This window comes from Epilithonimonas arachidiradicis (genome assembly GCF_003610695.1).
Lineage (GTDB): Bacteria > Bacteroidota > Bacteroidia > Flavobacteriales > Weeksellaceae > Epilithonimonas > Epilithonimonas arachidiradicis.
The window spans coordinates 156,628-176,348 of the sequence record NZ_RAQH01000005.1; the positions used below are offsets into that span (position 1 = coordinate 156,628).

Sequence of the window (19,721 nt, forward strand, 5' to 3'; positions counted from 1 at the left end):
CAGTTATCTAAGTTACATAGAAGAACACAGCACATCACCATTGAGTTCCGAAGACAAAGAATTTATAAGAGAGTTGTTTGTTTACAAAAAAATTGGCAGAAAACAGTTCTTTCTGAAACAGGGAGAAATCTGCAAATACTGTGGTTTTATCATCAAAGGCTCAATGAAACAATATTCTGGAGATGACTTAGGCAAAGAAAATGTTATCAATCTTTATCTGGAAAACTGGTGGGTTGCGGATCGGGAAAGTCTTTTGGGCTCCAAGCCGACTATTTATAACATTGAAGCTTGTGAAGACACCAAAATACTGATGATTTCGCAAGAAGGCATTAAAGAAATGACAAAAGTTACTGCTTTCACGAATTGACAAAACGACTGGACATGAACTACGGAATAGCAATGCAAAACCGCGTAAATAATGCGATAAGTCTTCCTGCTGTTGAGCGGTACAATAATCTTTTTAAAACTCATCCGGCGTTTCTGCAGAGATTCCCGCAGCACCTGATAGCATCGTATCTGGGAATTACAAAAGAAACATTGAGCCGTATTCGAAAACAAAAATAGATGGGGATAATTTTTATAACTAAATAATTCAAGGAGATGCCCGGAATATAGATTACAAAGTATCTATCAACAATATTATTTTTTCCAAATAGAACGACATAACACGCTACATTTTTTCAAATAAAACTTTATATCTTATATTAGCAATGTAAATTTTAGAAATAGATATGGATTCATTTCAGCCGCTTATCGATCACATCAGTAAAAAAGTATCCCTTACCGAGGATGAAATGAAGGAGTTTATTTCCTATTTCAAAGTAGCCAAAATCAAGAAAAGACAATTCATCATCCAGCCGGATTTTATTCCAAAATATAGAAATTATGTGGTACAAGGTGCATTCAGAGCATATGTTGTCGCTGATGAAGGCGAGGAACATACTGTCCAGTTTGCCATTGAGGATTGGTGGATTTCAGATTACAACGGATATATCTTCCAGCAGCCGGCATCAATGTTCGTGATGGCATTGGAAGACAGCATTATACTGCAGATCGATTACGAAAGTGAACAAAACTTAAAAGCAGCCAACCATAAATTCGAAAGCTTTTTCAGGAAAATGGCGGAAGGTTCTGTTGCGGCAATGCAGAGAAGACTAATCAGCAATCTTACAAAAACTGCAGAGCAGCGTTATGAGGAATTCGAAAAAAAGTATCCTTCTATCACTCAGCGTGTACCCCAGTATGCGCTTGCCTCATACCTTGGAATGACCACGCAATATCTGTCTAAGCTAAGAAACATAAGGGTCTCCAAAAAAAGTTAATCCAGTTTCACTTTTTATGTTCAACTGGTTTCTGTTGATTTCCTAATCTAGTTGATTGTACTCGCAGCGGTGATTGCCGCACCTTTGTAATGTCAATAATGACAAATAATTTATATATAAAGAAAGAATATGAGTACAACAGACAACAGAACATTTACAGTTCCTACACGCAACGAAGTTTCTTCCAACAATCAAAACATTTTCGAGAATCTTCAGAAAGGTCTTGGCTTTGTGCCGAATCTATACGCCTATTTTGGGAAGAATGAAACTGCATTAAGCGATTATCTTGGATTCCAGAATCGTAAAAGCACATTAAGACCTAAAGAAAGAGAAGTGATCAATCTGGTAACGAGCCAGATCAACGGATGCCGTTACTGCCAATCTGCCCATACGGTTTTAGGTAAAATGAATGGTTTTTCAGAAGAAAATATTTTAGAGATCCGCAGTGGTAAAGCTTCCTTTGATACAAAATTAGATGCTTTGGCAAAATTCACGGCTTCTGTCGTTGAAAATCGTGGTAAGGCCGCTCAGGAAAGCGTTGACGCGTTTTTTGAAGCCGGATATACTGAAGCTAATCTGATCGACGTCATTATGGTCGTTGGCGACAAGATCATTAGCAATTACATTCACAATCTTACGAACCTTGAAATTGATTTTCCTTTAGCTGATCAATTATAACTAACCTTTAATCATCAAAACAATGAAAAATACAGAAAACTTTCAGTTAGAAACACGTCTTAAAAAGCACAGAGATTTTTGGGGTTCCAAATTAACAGCTGCACAAAATGAAACAATGGAAAGACATATTGAGTTTCTCCGTGATTCAGGAGCGTTGGATAAAGTGTTGAAAAAAGGCGATCACGCTCCTGAATTTAATCTTAAAAATCAAAACGGAGAGATCATCTCATCCTACGAATTATTAAAAAAGGGACCGTTGGTCGTTAGCTTCTACAGAGGAAGCTGGTGTCCATATTGTGTCGAAGAAGTAAAAGCTTTAGACCTGTTTTATCCTGAAATTCAGGCCAACGGAGCAGATTTGGTCGTATTGTCGCCACAAAGTTTTAGCCGAACAGAAAAGCAAGCTGAAGAATTGCATTTGAAATATAATCTTCTTGTTGATGATGACAACAAAACCGGAAAAGCATTCGGATTGGTGTACGAATTTCCTCAATATTTAAAAGATCTGTATATGGAAAGATTTAATAATAATATCCAGAAGATCAATGAGGGTTCTGCCTGGGAACTTCCAATTCCCGCCCGGTTCGTAATCGGGCAGGACGGAAAGATTCTGGACGTATTGGCAGATCCTGATTACCGTTTCCGGCCGGAACCTTATGCCACATTAACATTTATCAAAAACTTAGAGAAGCCGTAGCATTTAATTTGGTTCAATCGAATCAAATCTATGAGAGTGTTTGAAGATAAGCTCATCCTGGTCACATGGCAGGATTACGAATTTCTAAAATTCTTTCCAAATCTTCCACTAAATGTTTCGATATTTCTTCGGTCCTGGGTATAAAAAAATCCTCTGAAACCGCTGTTATCAGAGGATTTTTATTTTAAAGGGTGGTCAAAATGGTGGCTAGAATTTCTAGTAACTAAGTAATTACCTTCCATAATCTATCGACAGATTAAGTAGTATAGATAATATTAAACATACCTTTTTCCTGCATCTTGGTAATATTTCCTTTGACATCGTATTCTAATATTCTGAACTGCGCTTTATCGGATTGAACCGTGTCAATCTTAAAAGCTTATATCACTAAGTTTAATACACCAATAATGAGTCTCAATAATTTAAGCTATTTCTTTCTACAAAAAATGAACGAGATCATGTAATCCTTGCTCTCGCTTTTATATTATCTATTATTATTTAATTGATTTTCAACAGTTGATTATGCAAATTGGTTCACCACTAAGTTTGATACGTTACCCCCTAACGTTAAAATAAGTACCATACATTTCCCAATTTATTCTTTGCTTTTATAACTTTTTATGTAAAAATTAGGATCAATATCAACCTGATTAATAAAATTATTTTTCAGATCATAGGATTGCCAGGAAGTAGTTGGAGAAATCCAGTCTTCAATACCAATGATCTTAATCGGCATTGTAAAATTATTGATACAGTTTGTAAATCGATACTGTAGTTTATGATCTGTTATAAAATATTCCAATACTGGAACCTGAGAGGTTCTCAGATACTGATCATACACAGCATTAAAGTTTATTCCTGAATGAATATTAATGTAATTTTCAATTTCTTTTGTTGTGACAACCTTGTGATAGAACTGTTTATTAAGCCTACGTAGTATTTGCAAAAATTTTTCGTCATCATTGATAACAGTCTTGATCATGTGAATGACGGCCCAACCTTTTACATACCCATCCGAGCTTCCATCTTCATTAATACCGTATCTGCCAATAATAGGTTTATCATTTTCAATGGTTCTGTATCTGCCTGAAAGAAACTCCTCCCCTGCTTTTTTTCCAAACAGATCCGAAAGTACAAGCTCTTCAGCCAGACCTGCAAATCCTTCTTGGATCCATCGGTCTGCAATATCCCCGGCAGTAATACTATTTCCGAACCATTCATGTGACATCTCATGAATAACGATTCTGTCTGTTTTTTTACCCCAGCCTGTTTTTGACACATCATTTCCTTTGTATGTCCCTTTTGTAAAATTATTACCATATGCAATCGCACTCTGATGCTCCATTCCTATATAAGGTGCTTCTACAATCTTAAATCCGTCTTCATAGAACGGATATGGACCAAACCAATGTTCCAGTGACTTCATTGCCTTTATGGATTCAGGTATTAAATGATCTTCAGCCTTTTGTTTATTATAGTCGAGAACCCAATAATCCATGCTTAGCTTCCCTTTACTTCCAGTATAATTTCTTTTAATATTGACGTAATTACCCATGTAGAAAGATATGCCATAATGATTGATCGGATTAACAACTTTCCAGGTATATTGCATATTGCCATCTAATGTCCGTTGCTGTTTCACCAAACGTCCATTACCTATCGCCTTTAATGATGGACACGCAATCACTGAAATGGAAGCGCCCTCATCTGGTTCATCATACAGCATATTTTTGCATGGATACCATAAGCTGGCTCCTTTGTACTGACAGGCCACTGAAACCCAGGGAAGGTTTAAAGAATCTTTGCCCCATACAAAACCTCCGTCCCATGGTGGGGATTGAGATTCTACAGGTTTACCCGAATAATAAACAGTTATGTTGTATTTCCTATTTTTACGTTTCCTGACTCCTGAAAGATACCAGATATTACCTTTATTTTGGAAGTTGAGCTTTTTACCATTTTGAATAACACTGTCAATGACCAATGGTTTTATCAGGTCGATCTGCATGAGTTCAGCAGGTTCTTCCGAAATTACTTTATATCTAATTTTATTATTTCCTGTAATCGTTTTTGTATGGTAATCGGGTTTAATGGTAATGCTATATGACATTAAGTCCCACCAGCTTTTCTCCGCTGTTATAGAACCGATCAAAGAATCTTCTTTGGATGGCTGTTGTGCAGCAGTCCAGTTCGCGACAAATAGTATAAAAATAAATTTTAACGCATTCATATTGATTTCACAACGATCTAGTCACAGTATTTTTTCGCCAACATTTCAAGGATCAGTTCTATGCCTTCATTTGCTGACTCTGAAGATAAATTGCTGAAAATAATGATAGCAATTTTTTTCTCTTTAAATATTGATACAGAGGACATATAACCATTAGCATTTCCAAAATTATTTATATAATTGTTTCCATTTTTTCCGATTTTGTTGAACCAACCAAAAGAAAAAGTGGGAAATTCAAAGAGAAGCTGTTCAAAAGTTTTTTTCTGAAATGGTTTTCCATTTCCTTCTAATCCTTTTAAATAATTTTGAATATATAATGAATAATCGGGTAAAGTGATGTTTATATTACCCGCTGACAGCAACCAACTTAATTTTATATTCTCTTCTGTAAGTGGAATTAATTTTTCATTATGTCCGTAAGTCTGTTGTTCATCTTGGATATTTGGACTACCAAATCTGAAATCAATATTTAATTTTTTATTGAGATCGTTGACCAATTCATTATAATTTTTATTGCTAACTTTTTCTAACATAAGTCCAGCTAAAACATAGCCAAGGTTTGTTAAGTACAAATCATCCTTATTTTTCTCAACCGCTTTTTGGGTGAGTAAATATCTTACTATATTATACCGTTGTTCCTGATTGGTTCCCGTGATTACTACAGATTCAGGGATATGCGTATCATAAGAAAACGAAGCAAGTGGCGCTTTAAAGTTCAGAAGATTAAGTAGTGTTAAATCTTTACCATGATTTTGCTTTGTTTTCAATTCCGGAAACAGATTAAAAAAATCAGTATTCCAGTTAATTTTTCCTTGTAATACCAGATCAGCAGCAATAAATGATGTAATTGCTTTTGTATTTGAACCCAAATGAAATCTATTTTGTAGAGTAACCTTTACATTAGAATTAACTTTATTTGTTCCTAAAGCTTTCATTAAGATTGAATCAGAAGATATTACGGCAATTTCCAAAGCGGGAATTTGGTATCTAATTCTGATACTGTCAATCTTATCTGAAATAGTTTGGGCATTTAAACTACAGGCTATCAGGAAGGTCAAAATGAATTGAAGTTTTACTTTCATTTGCTTAAAAATGCAATCTGTGTTAAAGAAGGAAATACTATTTAATACTCTTTTTATTTGACTTAAGGTCTAGTTAAACTCTAAAGCTTATTGACAATATAATTACTTAGATTTCTTCCATAAAATTTGGTTTCGTTTTTATTGATTTTCAAATGTATTTGTGAGTCGGAAAAAGACTTTTTAAATTCAAATATAATTATTTATAGAAAACTGAATAATGAAAAAGTGCACTGACAGGTACGAAATTACCCATCGTCAATTTTTTGTTCGCTTATCTATCTTTATCAAAATAAGTGCGCTTTAGCTATAAAACGCACTCATTATTCTTTGAGTTACTGTAAAACGATCTTACTTCCAAAAAAGAATTCTCATTTTCCTATTATTGTTAAGTATTACGGTTGTCCGTTACCACCGGCTGCTCCGTAAATCTGTCCTGTTGCAAAACTCGCATCATCAGCGGCTAACTGAACAAATATAGAAGCTAGTTCTGCGGGCTGTCCCGGTCTTCCAAGAGGCGTATCACCGCCAAATTTTTGCAGGTTTTCCTGTGTCTGGCCTCCGCTTACCTGAAGAGGTGTCCAGACAGGTCCGGGTGCAACACCATTAACTCGTATGCCCTTCGGACCGAGCTGCTTGGCAAGAGATTTCACATAGTTAGTCGTTGCTGCCTTCGTTTGTGCATAATCATAAAGATCAGCAGAGGGATCATAGGCCTGAATGGAGGACAATCCAATAATAGAAGATCCAGGCTTCATATGAGGCAAAGCTGCTTTTGTGATCCAAAAAGGCGCATAGATATTTGTTTTCATGGTCCAGTCGAAGTCGTTGGAACTGAGATCAAGTATAGATTCATTCGCTTTCTGATGCCCTGCATTATTGATCAGAATATCCAGCCCTCCGAGTTGCTGCACAGCCTGACTAACCAATTGCTTGCAGAAGGCTTCGCTACGAATATCCCCCGGAATAGCTATTCCTTTACGGCCTTCCTTTCTGATGAGGTCGATCACCTGTTTGGCATCTTCTTCTTCATCAGGAAGGTAATTAATGGCTACATCTGCTCCTTCTCTTGCATAGGCAATGGCAGCAGCCCGGCCGATACCTGAATCACCACCGGTGATTAATGCTTTTCTTCCTTGTAATCTTCCTGAACCTATATAGCTTTTCTCTCCATGGTCAGGCACCGGCGTCATTTTGCCTGCCAATCCCGGAAAAGGTTGCGACTGTTTATTAAAGGGTGGTTTGGGATATTTGTTACGCGGATCAGTGAGCTCCTTTGCATTCGCTTTACCTGTATTGCTGTTCTGTGACTGCGCTAAAGCGCCTGGAGCAACCGCTGCTATGGCAACGGTTGCAGCTATCTTTCCGATAGCATCTCTCCTTGTTATTTTACTTTCCATATCAATATGCTTATTTGGTGTTTTAGAATTCTGTAATTTGTAAAATGGGTACCATATGTAAAATTAGTGGACTACTCAACAAAGGTTTTATGATACAAATCATAATTCAATGACTCTCTTAAGATTGAAGTTTAAAACCTATCTGAAAGTTGTTCAAGCAAATCAGTGGTAATATAATTTAATTAGATGGAAAGCGGAAGTAACTTGTTCCTAGCAAAATGCTGCCGGTAAATCCTGAAATATATTTGTGATATAAATGATAATTGTTTTAGGATGCTTGACTAGTAATATTACTAATTTTAAGTTTTGCCATTTTTTCCAAGAGCACCGGAAAATAAGAAAAAGTGTGATTGATTAATAGCACCGTCAATTTAGTGATTAATTATGAGTAGCGGCTATGACCAGCGGCTATGTTCACTCACAGGGTATATCTTTTCCTATTGACTTACGAATCTATTCTTTTCGAAATCCCGCTATTTTCATTTTTAGACAATGATGCAGGGCTAAGTTTCTATTGCAATCAACAAGAGCTGTTATTGATTGCTACTCTCATTCGCGAAAATTTCATGGAGTTTACGCTGCAGCATATCTTTATCAGGTAGTTGCAATTTGTACTCTGAAACCATTGTTGGCGAAAGGCTTCTGCTTAAAGCATACTCCACTACTTCATTATCCTTATCCTTACACAGCAAAATCCCGATACTAGGCTTTTCATTCTCTTTTTTAACGGTGCGATCTAGCGCTTCTAAATAAAAATTAAGTTGTCCCAAGTGTTCCGGCTTAAACTTATCTGCTTTTAATTCAAAAACGACCAGGCATTGCAAACCACGATGGTAAAATAATAGATCTACAAAAAAATCACTGTTACCAACCTGAATCTTATATTCTTCATCAATAAAAAGAAAGTCCTTACCCAATTCAAGAATAAATTTTTTGATCTGCTTGATCAGCCCTTTTTGAAGATCGCTCTCATTGTGCGGCTCAGGTAAATTCAGGAATTCAAAAATGTAATTATCTTTAAATGTTTTATTGATGTCTGAATGAATCTCTTTCAGCGTTGTAGATAAAGTTGTATTTCCAATCATTGTACGCTCGAAAAGGCCGGCTGAGATCTGCCTTTCCAGTTCGCGCACAGTATAATTTTCCTTGATGCTTATCTTTAAGTAAAACTCACGTTCCTCGTCAGTTTTGCAACGTGAGAAGATTGTGCGGTGATGTGTCCAGCTCAGTTGTGTTAAAATAGTGTTTCTTATATCTTGTATTTCAAATTGTGTCCCCAGTGAGGACACAATTTTATCAGATTGATTATCAACACCATGTATATATGTCCTCGCTGAGGACACTATTGACTGTGAAGCGTAAGTCTCATAAAACTGCATCATTCTATACAATCCTCTGCGATCAAATCCCTTAAGTTCAGGATTATTATTCTTAATATAGATAGCTAATTCATCAACGGTTTTATCACCCCATTCGGATGCTGATAATTTTTGCCTAATATAGCCCCCAACATTCCAGTATAAATTAATCAATTCCTTATTAACGCTTTTTATTGCGTTATTACGGGACTCCTTAATTAAATCTATTATGCCTGCAAAACGTTGTTCCATACAATTGTGAATATATTTACAAAAATACAAAATAAACTTACCGCTATAGTTGTTTTTCCGACTCTGTGTGAACCAATACAATGATAGCTATTGATGTTTCATCTATCCTTTCTAAATGTTAAACCCGCAAAGTCAACTACTTTTTGATCATCTTTTTCAAAGAAGCTAACATTAAATCCTCCGAAACCCGCATTTATGCCACAAGTAACAGCATGATCATGTGTTATTATACGTAAAGGTATATGTCTTACACTACCAAATGTTGTAAGCTTCATCATCAAAACGTTGTCTTCCGATATATAAATTTCAGCTTCTTTGAATTTTGTATCCCCAATCAGCATTTGATATCCGAAATGCCTGTATTTACCAGTTTTGTTCTCCCACACAGAGCGATCAACGTTTTTGAGTTTTAGTCCGGATTCGTACTCACGATCTCCAATTCTTTGAAATAAAAAATTTTCGTTGTTAATTTTCTTAAATACAAATCTTTTGTTGCTCCTTTCCGCTAAGCTATCATTTGGAAATATTTCAGTAGGTAGAAATTCATCCCTGGATAAAGGAGTGAGAAAATATTGTCTTTCCCCATCAATAAGCCTAAGACGGTCTTTTTCTAAAATGACCTTTATATAACCTTCTTCTTGGGCATAATTACCTAGATACCTTTTCAGGCTGTGTCGGGATAATTTGATAGGAGTTGAAGAACTATGGATCTTTCCTGTTATGGGAGCAGGAAACAGGTCGGTGATACTCAATTGGTACTTTTTCAGGAAACTGAAACAAAATTCTTCTGCGATAGCGCCACCTTCTGCTGAATTTGTCATTACAATTACCGCAAATTTGCTTTTGGGGATCAATAGCAGTTTTGCTTGTGCAAATCCGGCACTTCCCGCGTGATAAACAGCAAAATTGGAATCATTCTTAAACATAAACCAGCCTAGACCTTTCTTATTACTTTCAATAGGTACATTCTGGTTTTGCAGTGAAAACATTTCACGAATAGTTGGGGAATCTATTATCGAAGAACTTTCCCCGTTATAGGCTTTCATCAGTTCGATCGCATATTTGGAAAAGTCATTGATATTGGTATAAATTCCGCCGGATGCAATATCCCGCAATTCATATTCTTCCACTTCATTTCCACCCAGATAGATCTTCGAACGATATTTTAAGCCATCCATTGCAAATCCGGATTGGCTCATGCCAAGTGGAGCAAAAATATTTTGATGGACATAGGCCGCATAATCTTGTTTGCTAACCGTTTTCACCAAAGTTCCTAAAATATTATAACCTGCATTTGAATATAGGCCTACCATACCTGGTGGATAGGTAATATAGGTATCATTGATATAACCTAATACGTCTGTGTACTTTCCAGATTTCAGATCTGAATTCTTCCAGATGTCGGGTTGAATACCTGATGTGTGGGTAAGAACGGATCTTACCGTAATATCCTTTATGTCAATATTTTTTGTTTTAGGTCTGAAATCAGTGAGATAGCTGTTTAATGGATCGTTTATATTTAATGATCCTCTTTGCTGAAGCTGCATCACGCTTAACGAAGTAAATGTTTTGGTTATTGAGCCCATATTGACAATCGTATTGGTTGTCATGGGTACGTTGTTAAATTTGTCTGCGTATCCAAATCCGTTTGACCAGATCACTGAATCATTGACGATGATCGCAGCACTTATACCAACGATATTTTTGTTTTGCTGTAGATTCTTATTAAAGAATTCGTCAGATGATTGCACGAGTTTCCTAATACTGACGCTGCTATCTATCTGTGCTTCAGCCTTTGAAAAAATAAAAAACACAAAAAGTATAATTGATGATCTACTTAATTTTTTGAATGCCATCTTTATTCAGGTTTCAGCGGTTTTATAATAACTCTCATTAGCTAAAGGCTTTATTTATTCTCAATTTTTTCCAAGCTAATTATAATTTTTTCATCTTTAGGAAGTAAATATTGTAAACGTACAAATCCCAATTGTTCATTGAAATACGATGTTAAAAAAGTTTTTCCAATTTTTGAGGAACAACTCGATTTTGTCTCAATTGTATTTATGGTACCAAATGGTAATATGATCTTTTTATCTTTTAACGTGTTTTCATAAACACATTTCAGGATCAATTCACCTTTCCAGGTAATGTCATTTAATTCTTTCCAATGTTCACCAATTTTTAAATTCCATTTGTATTTTTTAGACTCATTAGGTTTTACGTATGGAAATGGCGAAAATTGTAATATTTGGAAAGCATTCATTCGGAAAGGATGCAACCAGACATTTGTCTTATTTTCTATAACACCGGTAAGTTCACTGGTTATTGCTTTTTGATCAGAATTTAAATGAGATAAAATAATTTCTGTTTGGCTATAATCCGGGTGGTCTTGGAATATCGGACCTTTTGTTTTCAGTGTTTTGATACTCAATAGATCAATTGCTTTATCATCTTTTGAATTATCCTTTATTAACGAAAAAATACTGTCGTTGTCAATTTTATACTTCAATGTATCATTTCCTTTAACTATCTGATAAGTATAAAAGTATTCTCTATTGGATAAATATATTTTATTATCGTAATTATATGGGTTTTCATTTTCATTATTTTGTGGATTCTCAATAAAAATACCTTTAGATGAAATGCAGGAGTTCAGTAATAGTATTAGACTCAAAAAGCTGATCGATCTTATCATTTCAGATGTGTATAGAATTTGTATTAGCTTGCAGATAATGGAAAAAGAATTAACAAAGTGCCAGAAAGAGACTTCCGATGAGCATTCAAATCAACATTATTATTCTCATAACTATTTGTTTTTGAAGGTTTCAAACTCAAATATAGTTATTTAAAGAAGCCGAATAGGGAAAAAGTGAATTAACACGTACGAAATTACCCATCGTCAATTTTTTGCTCAGTTAACTATTTTTAGAAGTGCGGGCAAAAATGAAGGAAAGGTCCAGTTTCCATTGAAATGCCGGAGGTCACAGGGATAGATTGGCTCAACACCATAAAAGACCCACCGAAAGTGGTCATTGTCTCTGCTTATGAACAATATGCCCTGAAAGGCTATGAATACAATGTAGTCGATTATCTCATTAAGCCGGTTTCCTTTGACAGGTTCTTAAAATCAGTCAATAAGGTACACCATATTTTTGAACAGGAAAAAAGGACTGATGAGAAAGATTATTTCTTTGTGAAATCGGGAAAGCAGTTGAAAAAGATCAATATGCAGGAGCTTCTTTTTATAGAAAGCATGGAAAATTATGTGATCATCCACATGTTGAACACCCGGGAAATTATATACACCACATTGAAGCAGATGCTGAATTCACTGCCGGAAAAACTTTTCCTACAGGTACACAGGTCTTTTGTTGTCAACATCCAGCATATAAGGTCTGTAGAAGGCAATCAATTATTTGTTGGTAAAAACCATATCCCAATTTCCAGAAGCTGTAAGGAAAAAGTCATTAAAGAAATTTCCAGAGTAGATTTTTAACTTACACAGTTTGTGAGATACTACTATATGAGATAGCCACATCAGTAAGGATCTTTATAATTACTATTCCATAGAATCAGTATTCTTGACCGTTTTTGATTTTATTGGTTGGATATTATATTCTATCGTTTTTCCTGTACCCATAAATAAAAAACAAAGCCTTGCAATAATTTCTATTACAAGGCTTTGTTAGATGCTAATCTCTTTTCAAAACTTCCCTTATTTCAATGTTTCCGACAAACTGGTCAAAAATAGGATTAGCTTTTGCGATCTCTACCGCTTCATCAATGGTTTCGGCTTTTACCACAACATAACCACTAACAAATTCTTTATTCTCGGTGTAAACTCCGTCAGTTACTTCCTTGTTGGAGTTTAAGGTTTTTGCACTTCCTTCAAATGGCAAGAGCGTGTTACCTTTGTCCGTCAATCTGTTTTGTGAAGCAATTCCTGCCAACCAATTCATACGTTCCTGCATTTGTTCAGGTGTTGATCTGAAATCGGAAATGCCTTTTAATCTGAAAATCAATACGAAATCTTTCATTGTTTATAAAATTTAATTGTTTTTACAAGACAATTTCAGATCAGGCAACGTGACAGAAAGTAGAAAAAATTTCAAATTTTCATCAATTTATCCGGATCAACGACAGAAAAGATACTTGTGATCTTTCCGTCCGGAGTTAGCTCAAATATCTGACAGTTTATCAACGTTGTATCTCTGTAGAACAGTAATGCACATTGATGATTGATTTCCTCGATTTTGATATCAAGGTCTTTTTGATGATTTTCATAAACATAGGTCATCAATCTAATTGTATTCTCAATTCCCGAAGTCAGTTCAGCAATTACCTGTAATTTATTTCCGGCATCTGCCAAAACTTGAACTTCGTCAGACAGCATTTGCTCCAAAGCTTTGACATCGCCTTTACGGATTACGTTCAAATATTTTTCTAAATATTTTCTATCTTTTGTGGAAGAAGTTGCGATTTCGAGTTTCCGTAATTTCAGTTTCTTTTTGGCTCTTGTGAGTAGTTGTCGGGAATTTTCTACGGAAATTTCTAATATTTCAGCAATTTCATCGTGTTCGTAATCAAACGCTTCTTTTAGCAGGAATACAGCTCTTTCTTTGGTATTCAAGGTGTCGAGCAAAACGAACATTGAATAGTTAAGTATTTCGTCTAACTCAATTTTACTTTCGCCTTGATTGGTAACGATTGGCTCGGGCAATGTTATTTTTTGTTGCCTTTCTCTGTCGTTTTTCTTTTTTAAGTTTATGGATTGGTTGATAACCGATTTTATCAAATACGCATTTTGATTGGAAATTGAACTAATATCTTTTTCATTGAATTTTATCAAAACGTCCTGAATTACGTCTTGACTGTCGTCAATATTTCCCAAAATGTTGTACGCGTAAGGAAATAATTTTTTATTCAATGATACTAAATCGTCCATTTTTTGATTTTAGAGTTAGACAATTTGAAAGGTAATAACGTGACAGATTTTGAGGTAAATCTACAGAAATCTTTGCCAAATCAGGAATTAAGAACAGTTAAGCAGAACCCAACTATCAAATATAGCAGACAATATGATTGCTACCATATATCCTTTTCTCATTAACAAAAACCTTTAGTTCCTATGTTTTCTGAGTGTATAAATATTGCTTTCCTTTCTAATGAAGCCCATCCTTTCATACAAACTGATGGCCGGAGTTCGGTGCTCTTCGGTAAAGAGGAATACTTCACTCAGCTGCTGCTCGTTGGAAATTAACAGCAGTTTTTCGATGAGCCTCATCCCGATTCCCATTCCACGATAATTCTCATCCACGATCACATCTTCGATCCAACCTTTATTACCCGATATTACCTTATAGATGGCCATGGAAGCAATTCCCACGATTCTATCCTCTATGAAACATCCAAGCAATGTCACTGGGTTGTTCTCCATTAAAATTTCATCCAGTTTAAGCTGTTCTTTGTCAGGACTCAGTTGTTTAAATAGCTCATAAACCTGAGGCTGGACATTTGCGTTGAGACTGATTTTATTTAAAACGATGATCTGCATTATTCTATATCTTTTAATTTTACAACTGCTTCTGCTTGTAGGTCCTCTGTTAGGTTCAGCGTTTTCCCCAGCTTTTGTGACGCATTTATAAAGGTAATGAAAACACATAATTCCGAAATTTCTTCATCCGAAAAATATTCCTGGAGCATCTCAAAATGTGCATCCGAGATAGAACGGTGGTCTATGCAAAATAATTCGGCAAAAGAAGCCGCTGTAGAGATCTTTATCTGGGATTCGGCAAAATCAGGTTTTCCGCCTTTTACCATGCAGTATTCACAACCATTTCCAAAAGCCATTGTTCTTCGAACCTGCTCTAACAAATCCTGGTCCAGCAACGTTTTCTTCCATAAGGTGTCCTCCAGATCATTCCACTTTTTCAGAAAATCGGCGTTGTGTCCTATGAGTTTTTCAAATGGAGTGTTTCCATTGTTCGAAAATTTTATTCTTGTCATATTTTTTATTTATATCACAAATTTCAAAATTTAATCATACGTGATGAAGCGGAATTAATGGAATTATTTCGTAATTTTGATTGATTTAATTGTCAATATTTAATTTTAAAATGAAAATAACTTTAGATGATTTTGACCAAAAGATTCTTCAGATTTTAAGCCAGAATTCAAGGCTTAGTTATGCCGAAATAGGAAGACTAATTTCGCTGTCACAATCTGCAACCAAAGAGCGCGTGATGAATTTGGTAGATAATGGGATCATACGCCAGTTCAGCGTGGAGATAGACCATCAGAAGTTAGGTTATGATCTGAAGGTACTGATCAGTATGAAATTTAAAAATGATGATTTCAGAAAATTTACTGCAGATCTGGAGAAATTTCCGGAAGTTCTGAACTGCAAAAGAGTTACGGGCGAATATTGCCTGATTACCGAATGTATCTTACGGGACAGTTCTCACCTTGAAAACCTTATAGACAGGCTAATTCCCTATGGGATCCCAACGACATCCATTCAACTTTCAGAAATAAACCGGCAGAAAATTTAAAACCGAAGAAAAGACTACAAAGGCAGCATATATGAAGTATCGCTCAACCTTTTAATGATTTTCTTGCCACTTGACTTTCGGTATAGGAAAGAAACACCACCGCTCACTCCGGATAGGTCAATATCATTGAGCATTTCCGGATCCAAGCCTAACCACATCACATTAAAGATGCTCAGCGTATCGCCGTGCGAAACAATGATGATATTTTCATTGTCACTTGACATGATCTCATTGAAGAAAGGAAAGAGTCTGTTCCAGGCATCAAATCTGGATTCCGCATCGCTGAAGCACTTATCGTAGATTGTTTTTTCTTCGTTCTCAATATTCTCTCTCAGCCATTGGACAGACCTTCCGATAGCCTTGCCGAGGCTTCTCTCTTTTAGTTCATCTCTCAGCTTGGGCATGCTGTGTATCTCCCTGCCAAGAATCTCGGCTGTTTGTCTTGTTCTTTTGAGAGGTGATGAATAGATTGCAAACCTGATGTCCGGAAATTCTTTCCTGATATTGCGTGCGATGTTTTCCGCCTGAACGATTCCCATTTCAGTCAGTTCCCAGTCAGTCCATGAACCGATCATACCATTTGTATGATGGATGGATTCAGGGTGTTGGATCGTGATTATATTTTTATTTAATAGCATTGATCTATTGCCGTTTAAAACAAAATTAGAACTATATGCAAATTTTCAGGCCAGATAAATTTCGATCCGTTCTTTATTCTTTCCCTGCCCGCTCCTCTTTAATTTTAAAGAACCAAGCTCACCGGTCTTTTTGATATGCGTTCCACCACAGGCTACCTGGCCAAAACCTTCAATTTTCCAGTATCGCCTTTCTTCCGCTTCGTCACTGAACGCACTTATGATGACCTTATCTGCGAGAATGATCTCTTCTAATTTTTGTTCCAATACCGGAAACATCCCGGAGATATTATTGGGCCATATAAAGTCGATCCTCGATTTTTCTGACGTTATGTTTGCGCCTATTTTCTGAGGGCTGTCGAAGTGCTGATTGACAAGTTCCAAAACGAGTTCCGCAGCAAAATGAAGCTTCATAATTTTATAACGCTTGTCCCAGTCTATTTTTACTTCTACAATATCGCCAGGTTTCAGATTATGCCTTTCTTCGATTGTGTAGAAGATTTCTTTGTCGGATTTTTGAGCCTTAACGATTTTAAAGCCGTTGATCGTCCCGTCGTCTGACTGTTGTCCACCGGAAAATGCATACGCGATGGTCTCCTTTAATGTTACCACATTACCGGATATTCCGGCTACACTTGTTGTCAGCTCAGTCTGGTAGGGATCTTCCCAGAATATTTTTCGTGCCGTCATTGTTAGATTCTTTATTAAAGTTGATTAAAATACATCTGTTTCCAAGTATTAAAAAATCTCTCGCGCACTAAAATGCATTTTATAAAAATCATACAGGCCGTCGATATTGCTATCACATAGCAAAGGTATTGCTTTTTTCAGAAGCTCTTCATCCCAATGCCACCATTGCATCTCCAGGAGCTTATCAATATGTTCCTCGGAAAATCTTTTCTTGATCTGTTTTGCGGGATTTCCACCGACGATCGCATAAGCTTCAACATCTTTGGTTACTAAGGCCCTGCTGCCGATAACGGCCCCATCTCCGACCGTTATACCAGGCATGATCATGGCCTCACCTCCGATCCACACATCATTTCCGATGACGGTATCTCCCGTTCTTTGAAATCCGTCAGCAGCATTTCTAAAATCTTCTTCTGACATATAGAAAAACGGGAATGTTGAGATCCAATCGTGCCGGTGTCCCTGGTTTCCGGCCATGATAAAACTGGCACCGCTGCCTATCGAACAAAAGGAGCCTATAATGAGCTTGTCCACATCGTCCCGGTCGGGAATCAGATATCTTGCACAATCATCAAAGGAATGACCGTGGTAGTATCCCGAATAGTAAGAATATTTACCTGCGATGATATTCGGGTTTTTAATATGATCCTTGATGATTTTTCCCTTGAAAGGACTCTCGAAGACATTTTCCATGATGAGATCGCTTTATTGTAGTTATGCAAATTTACAAAAACAAAAAATCCATCCTGCCGGACCGCTTCCATAAGTCAATGCTATATTCCATTTCCAATGGTTTGGCCAGTTAAATTTATCATTCTTTGGTAACGTTGACCCATCTTACATATTCAGAACTCTGTTCCAGCTCTGCAATTGAAAGTTTTATAGCAGAATTGCCACTGCCGCAAGCAGGATAGACCCATTCAAAATGCTTTAGAGAATCGTCAAGATAAACATTGACTCCCTGCTTTACGCCAAAAGGACAAACGCCGCCGACAGGATGCCCTACCAATGGCTCTACATCTTCGGAGGAAAGCATTTTTGCCTTTAGCCCAAACTCATCTTTAAACTTCCTGCCGTCTATTCTGGCTGTGCCGGAAGTAACGATCAGGATAACACCGCCGCTTTTATCATAAAAGCTGACCGACTTTGCAATTTCGCTGCCTATCACTCCCAATGCTTTAGCAGCAAGTTCGACGGTTGCACTTGACTGATCAAGGATTATGATATCGTTATCTTTCTTCCATTTACTTAAATGCTCTTTTGCAGTTTCTATGCTCATTGCTTTGATCGAATTTTAATTTTTCCTTTTTGTTAAATAAAGCATTGTTCCAGATTGCTAAGTATGCTGATTAAACAAAAATAAAAAAACGATTTTTGAAAACCAGCCGAACCTGCCATGATATTTCTTAATTTGTCTTATAAATTCCCATTTTCTATAAATAACTTAGAATATCGGCAATACTTTTCAACTCCATAAAATTTTCGTGCTTCAAAACAGGTTCATGCCGCTCGTGAGCCCAGGTGACGTGGTAAGGAATATGTGCTGCATAGCCACCCAACTCCATAACAGGCAATATGTCGGATTTAATGGAATTCCCCAGCATCAGAAAATTTTCCGGTTTGCAGTCGAGATGTTTTAATAATTTCTGGTAATCGCCTACTTTTTTATCACTCATGATTTCGATATGATGAAAATAACCTTCTAGTCCCGAGTTTTTCAGTTTTCGTTCCTGATCCAGCAGATCACCTTTAGTAGCTACGATTAACCTGTAATTGCCTTTCAGCTTATCCAGAGTTTCAGATACGCCGGATAGCAATTCGATGGGTTTCTGCAATAATTCATGTCCTATAGAGACGATTTCATCAATTAATTTCACCGGAATCGTAGCGTTGGAAATTCTGCTTGCAGTCTCGATCATGCACAGAATAAATCCTTTCACACCATAGCCGTAAAGGTGCAGGTTTTTCATTTCAGTTTTAAACAGTTCCTGCGACACGGAATGTTGAGGCAAATAGTCTTCCAGTAATCTGCAGAATTGTTTCTCAGCTTCCTGAAAATAGGGTTCATTGATCCACAATGTATCATCTGCATCAAAAGCGATCGTTTTAATCTTGTTTTTCATTTCTTTATTTTTGTATTTTGAAAAAGCAAAATTCAGAAAAGCAATAACCTGAAAAAAGGACATTTGTCCCGACCGATATGTTACGAACCAACCAATCTTTTTTGACCTATGTCCAGGAACTTTACGAACAGCAGGTACGTAAGGAAAATATTATGATAAGGCAATATGCCAAAGGACAGAGGTTGTTTTCTCAAAATGAAAACGCAACAAAGATAATGGTCATCAGAGATGGCATTACCAAATGTTTTTTTACGGAACATAACGATAAGGAATATATCGTCGAATTTTTAGGCACTGGCGAGATCATCGGTGAAATTGAGCTTATCCGGCAGATCGCATGCTTATGCAGCATTGAAGCGGTAACAGACGTCACGGTTTATGCCATCAGTACCGCTTATTTTTCACAGCTTATTAATAACAGTCTTCAACTGAACAAACTGTTGCTGGATGTATTTGCCAAACGTATTATCGATACGTCAAGCAGAGCTTCCTATCAGCAGGTCTACACTATTGAACACAGTCTGACTAAGCTTTTAGACCTTCAATCCAAACAGGAAATTTATATTTCAAAAGAAGATATGGCCTCCTATCTTGGGGTTACCGTGAGAAGTCTTAACAGGATATTGAAAAAACATGTCTAATAAATGAATGCATTAGTATTGGTTATTTGGATTCTAGTATTTTGGAGTTAGAAAACCTAATTAAC

23 protein-coding genes are annotated in these 19,721 nt (G+C 36.4%); 8 read left to right on the forward strand and 15 right to left on the reverse strand.

Annotated elements, in window-relative coordinates; all coding sequences use genetic code 11:
• Window positions 1–40: 40 nt before the first annotated feature.
• From BXY58_RS17075 to BXY58_RS10080, 5 genes are all read left to right on the forward strand, one after another.
• The gene (locus BXY58_RS17075) at window positions 41–367 is read left to right on the forward strand and encodes a Crp/Fnr family transcriptional regulator (protein ID WP_229728425.1); all 327 of its coding nucleotides are present in this window, start codon (window positions 41–43) and stop codon (window positions 365–367) included.
• 14 nt (window positions 368–381) lie between these two features.
• Window positions 382–564, forward strand: coding sequence for a cyclic nucleotide-binding domain-containing protein (locus tag BXY58_RS17080; RefSeq protein ID WP_229728426.1), 183 nt, complete (start codon window positions 382–384; stop codon window positions 562–564).
• 167 nt (window positions 565–731) lie between these two features.
• On the forward strand, window positions 732–1,322 hold the full coding sequence (locus tag BXY58_RS10070) for a Crp/Fnr family transcriptional regulator (protein WP_120213730.1): 591 nt from the start codon (window positions 732–734) through the stop codon (window positions 1,320–1,322).
• A 129-nt stretch (window positions 1,323–1,451) separates the two neighbouring features.
• Window positions 1,452–2,000 (forward strand): carboxymuconolactone decarboxylase family protein, encoded by a 549-nt coding sequence (locus tag BXY58_RS10075; protein WP_100375168.1) that lies wholly within the window; start codon window positions 1,452–1,454, stop codon window positions 1,998–2,000.
• Between the two features lie 22 nt (window positions 2,001–2,022).
• Complete coding sequence (locus BXY58_RS10080; protein WP_120213731.1) at window positions 2,023–2,697, forward strand: peroxiredoxin-like family protein; 675 nt, start codon at window positions 2,023–2,025, stop codon at window positions 2,695–2,697.
• 595 nt (window positions 2,698–3,292) lie between these two features.
• Here the strand turns inward: BXY58_RS10080 and BXY58_RS10085 are convergent.
• The 6 genes from BXY58_RS10085 to BXY58_RS10110 all read right to left on the reverse strand — a co-directional run bounded on the left by BXY58_RS10085 (window position 3,293) and on the right by BXY58_RS10110 (window position 11,711).
• Complete coding sequence (locus tag BXY58_RS10085; protein WP_120213732.1) at window positions 3,293–4,927, reverse strand: M1 family metallopeptidase; 1,635 nt, start codon at window positions 4,925–4,927, stop codon at window positions 3,293–3,295.
• Between the two features lie 17 nt (window positions 4,928–4,944).
• Window positions 4,945–6,009: a serine hydrolase domain-containing protein gene (locus tag BXY58_RS10090; RefSeq protein WP_120213733.1), complete on the reverse strand. Its 1,065-nt coding sequence runs from the start codon at window positions 6,007–6,009 to the stop codon at window positions 4,945–4,947.
• A 392-nt stretch (window positions 6,010–6,401) separates the two neighbouring features.
• The gene (locus BXY58_RS10095) at window positions 6,402–7,406 is read right to left on the reverse strand and encodes an SDR family oxidoreductase (RefSeq protein WP_120213734.1); all 1,005 of its coding nucleotides are present in this window, start codon (window positions 7,404–7,406) and stop codon (window positions 6,402–6,404) included.
• Between the two features lie 533 nt (window positions 7,407–7,939).
• Window positions 7,940–9,016 (reverse strand): PDDEXK nuclease domain-containing protein, encoded by a 1,077-nt coding sequence (locus tag BXY58_RS10100; protein ID WP_120213735.1) that lies wholly within the window; start codon window positions 9,014–9,016, stop codon window positions 7,940–7,942.
• Window positions 9,017–9,114: 98 nt separating this feature from the next.
• Window positions 9,115–10,872: a serine hydrolase domain-containing protein gene (locus BXY58_RS10105; protein WP_120213736.1), complete on the reverse strand. Its 1,758-nt coding sequence runs from the start codon at window positions 10,870–10,872 to the stop codon at window positions 9,115–9,117.
• A 50-nt stretch (window positions 10,873–10,922) separates the two neighbouring features.
• A complete protein-coding gene (locus BXY58_RS10110; protein WP_120213737.1) occupies window positions 10,923–11,711 on the reverse strand; it encodes a hypothetical protein in 789 nt (262 codons plus the stop codon).
• Between the two features lie 276 nt (window positions 11,712–11,987).
• Here BXY58_RS10110 and BXY58_RS10115 point away from each other — a divergent pair, with 276 nt between their 5' ends.
• The gene (locus BXY58_RS10115) at window positions 11,988–12,512 is read left to right on the forward strand and encodes a LytR/AlgR family response regulator transcription factor (RefSeq protein ID WP_120213738.1); all 525 of its coding nucleotides are present in this window, start codon (window positions 11,988–11,990) and stop codon (window positions 12,510–12,512) included.
• A gap of 196 nt (window positions 12,513–12,708) precedes the next feature.
• Here BXY58_RS10115 and BXY58_RS10120 read toward each other — a convergent pair whose 3' ends face one another.
• From BXY58_RS10120 to BXY58_RS10135, 4 genes are all read right to left on the reverse strand, one after another.
• Window positions 12,709–13,053 carry a YciI family protein gene (locus BXY58_RS10120; RefSeq protein ID WP_120213739.1) on the reverse strand — a complete coding sequence of 115 codons (345 nt, stop codon included), beginning with the start codon at window positions 13,051–13,053 and terminating at the stop codon, window positions 12,709–12,711.
• Window positions 13,054–13,124: 71 nt separating this feature from the next.
• Entirely contained in the window at window positions 13,125–13,961 is an 837-nt protein-coding gene (locus BXY58_RS10125) for a sigma-70 family RNA polymerase sigma factor (RefSeq protein ID WP_120213740.1), read from the reverse strand.
• Window positions 13,962–14,135: 174 nt separating this feature from the next.
• Window positions 14,136–14,570, reverse strand: a complete 435-nt coding sequence (locus BXY58_RS10130; protein WP_120213741.1) for a GNAT family N-acetyltransferase — start codon at window positions 14,568–14,570, stop codon at window positions 14,136–14,138.
• On the reverse strand, window positions 14,570–15,022 hold the full coding sequence (locus tag BXY58_RS10135) for a carboxymuconolactone decarboxylase family protein (RefSeq protein ID WP_120213742.1): 453 nt from the start codon (window positions 15,020–15,022) through the stop codon (window positions 14,570–14,572). Before BXY58_RS10135 ends, BXY58_RS10130 begins: the two co-directional genes overlap by 1 nt.
• Before the next feature lie 110 nt (window positions 15,023–15,132).
• On the opposite strand from BXY58_RS10135, the gene BXY58_RS10140 reads away from it, so the two are divergent.
• Window positions 15,133–15,567, forward strand: coding sequence for an Lrp/AsnC family transcriptional regulator (locus BXY58_RS10140; RefSeq protein ID WP_120213743.1), 435 nt, complete (start codon window positions 15,133–15,135; stop codon window positions 15,565–15,567).
• A 14-nt stretch (window positions 15,568–15,581) separates the two neighbouring features.
• Here BXY58_RS10140 and BXY58_RS10145 read toward each other — a convergent pair whose 3' ends face one another.
• The 5 genes from BXY58_RS10145 to BXY58_RS10165 all read right to left on the reverse strand — a co-directional run bounded on the left by BXY58_RS10145 (window position 15,582) and on the right by BXY58_RS10165 (window position 19,015).
• On the reverse strand, window positions 15,582–16,205 hold the full coding sequence (locus BXY58_RS10145) for a histidine phosphatase family protein (RefSeq protein ID WP_120213744.1): 624 nt from the start codon (window positions 16,203–16,205) through the stop codon (window positions 15,582–15,584).
• A gap of 45 nt (window positions 16,206–16,250) precedes the next feature.
• Window positions 16,251–16,892 carry an alanine--tRNA ligase-related protein gene (locus BXY58_RS10150; RefSeq protein ID WP_120213745.1) on the reverse strand — a complete coding sequence of 214 codons (642 nt, stop codon included), beginning with the start codon at window positions 16,890–16,892 and terminating at the stop codon, window positions 16,251–16,253.
• A gap of 48 nt (window positions 16,893–16,940) precedes the next feature.
• Window positions 16,941–17,585 carry a type B chloramphenicol O-acetyltransferase gene (catB, locus tag BXY58_RS10155; RefSeq protein WP_120213746.1) on the reverse strand — a complete coding sequence of 215 codons (645 nt, stop codon included), beginning with the start codon at window positions 17,583–17,585 and terminating at the stop codon, window positions 16,941–16,943.
• Window positions 17,586–17,703: 118 nt separating this feature from the next.
• Window positions 17,704–18,171 (reverse strand): YbaK/EbsC family protein, encoded by a 468-nt coding sequence (locus tag BXY58_RS10160; protein WP_120213747.1) that lies wholly within the window; start codon window positions 18,169–18,171, stop codon window positions 17,704–17,706.
• 154 nt (window positions 18,172–18,325) lie between these two features.
• Window positions 18,326–19,015 carry an HAD family hydrolase gene (locus BXY58_RS10165; RefSeq protein ID WP_120213809.1) on the reverse strand — a complete coding sequence of 230 codons (690 nt, stop codon included), beginning with the start codon at window positions 19,013–19,015 and terminating at the stop codon, window positions 18,326–18,328.
• Between the two features lie 77 nt (window positions 19,016–19,092).
• On the opposite strand from BXY58_RS10165, the gene BXY58_RS10170 reads away from it, so the two are divergent.
• On the forward strand, window positions 19,093–19,656 hold the full coding sequence (locus BXY58_RS10170; RefSeq protein ID WP_120213748.1) for a Crp/Fnr family transcriptional regulator: 564 nt from the start codon (window positions 19,093–19,095) through the stop codon (window positions 19,654–19,656).
• Window positions 19,657–19,721 lie beyond the last annotated feature (65 nt).

What these genes read in the sequence shown, in the direction of transcription:
- BXY58_RS17080 (WP_229728426.1), top strand. Translation starts at nt 382, where the DNA reads ATGAACTACGGAATAGCAATGCAAAACCGCGTAAATAATGCGATAAGT.
- BXY58_RS10170 (WP_120213748.1), top strand. Translation starts at nt 19,093, where the DNA reads ATGTTACGAACCAACCAATCTTTTTTGACCTATGTCCAGGAACTTTAC.
- BXY58_RS10145 (WP_120213744.1), bottom strand. Translation starts at nt 16,205, where the DNA reads ATGCTATTAAATAAAAATATAATCACGATCCAACACCCTGAATCCATC.
- catB (WP_120213746.1), bottom strand. Translation starts at nt 17,585, where the DNA reads ATGGAAAATGTCTTCGAGAGTCCTTTCAAGGGAAAAATCATCAAGGAT.
- BXY58_RS10090 (WP_120213733.1), bottom strand. Translation starts at nt 6,009, where the DNA reads ATGAAAGTAAAACTTCAATTCATTTTGACCTTCCTGATAGCCTGTAGT.
- BXY58_RS10165 (WP_120213809.1), bottom strand. Translation starts at nt 19,015, where the DNA reads ATGAAAAACAAGATTAAAACGATCGCTTTTGATGCAGATGATACATTG.
- BXY58_RS10115 (WP_120213738.1), top strand. Translation starts at nt 11,988, where the DNA reads ATGCCGGAGGTCACAGGGATAGATTGGCTCAACACCATAAAAGACCCA.
- BXY58_RS10160 (WP_120213747.1), bottom strand. Translation starts at nt 18,171, where the DNA reads ATGAGCATAGAAACTGCAAAAGAGCATTTAAGTAAATGGAAGAAAGAT.
- BXY58_RS10135 (WP_120213742.1), bottom strand. Translation starts at nt 15,022, where the DNA reads ATGACAAGAATAAAATTTTCGAACAATGGAAACACTCCATTTGAAAAA.
- BXY58_RS10125 (WP_120213740.1), bottom strand. Translation starts at nt 13,961, where the DNA reads ATGGACGATTTAGTATCATTGAATAAAAAATTATTTCCTTACGCGTAC.
- BXY58_RS10120 (WP_120213739.1), bottom strand. Translation starts at nt 13,053, where the DNA reads ATGAAAGATTTCGTATTGATTTTCAGATTAAAAGGCATTTCCGATTTC.
- BXY58_RS10140 (WP_120213743.1), top strand. Translation starts at nt 15,133, where the DNA reads ATGAAAATAACTTTAGATGATTTTGACCAAAAGATTCTTCAGATTTTA.
- BXY58_RS10075 (WP_100375168.1), top strand. Translation starts at nt 1,452, where the DNA reads ATGAGTACAACAGACAACAGAACATTTACAGTTCCTACACGCAACGAA.
- BXY58_RS10130 (WP_120213741.1), bottom strand. Translation starts at nt 14,570, where the DNA reads ATGCAGATCATCGTTTTAAATAAAATCAGTCTCAACGCAAATGTCCAG.
- BXY58_RS10095 (WP_120213734.1), bottom strand. Translation starts at nt 7,406, where the DNA reads ATGGAAAGTAAAATAACAAGGAGAGATGCTATCGGAAAGATAGCTGCA.
- BXY58_RS10110 (WP_120213737.1), bottom strand. Translation starts at nt 11,711, where the DNA reads ATGATAAGATCGATCAGCTTTTTGAGTCTAATACTATTACTGAACTCC.
- BXY58_RS10100 (WP_120213735.1), bottom strand. Translation starts at nt 9,016, where the DNA reads ATGGAACAACGTTTTGCAGGCATAATAGATTTAATTAAGGAGTCCCGT.
- BXY58_RS10085 (WP_120213732.1), bottom strand. Translation starts at nt 4,927, where the DNA reads ATGAATGCGTTAAAATTTATTTTTATACTATTTGTCGCGAACTGGACT.
- BXY58_RS10150 (WP_120213745.1), bottom strand. Translation starts at nt 16,892, where the DNA reads ATGACGGCACGAAAAATATTCTGGGAAGATCCCTACCAGACTGAGCTG.
- BXY58_RS10070 (WP_120213730.1), top strand. Translation starts at nt 732, where the DNA reads ATGGATTCATTTCAGCCGCTTATCGATCACATCAGTAAAAAAGTATCC.
- BXY58_RS10105 (WP_120213736.1), bottom strand. Translation starts at nt 10,872, where the DNA reads ATGGCATTCAAAAAATTAAGTAGATCATCAATTATACTTTTTGTGTTT.
- BXY58_RS10080 (WP_120213731.1), top strand. Translation starts at nt 2,023, where the DNA reads ATGAAAAATACAGAAAACTTTCAGTTAGAAACACGTCTTAAAAAGCAC.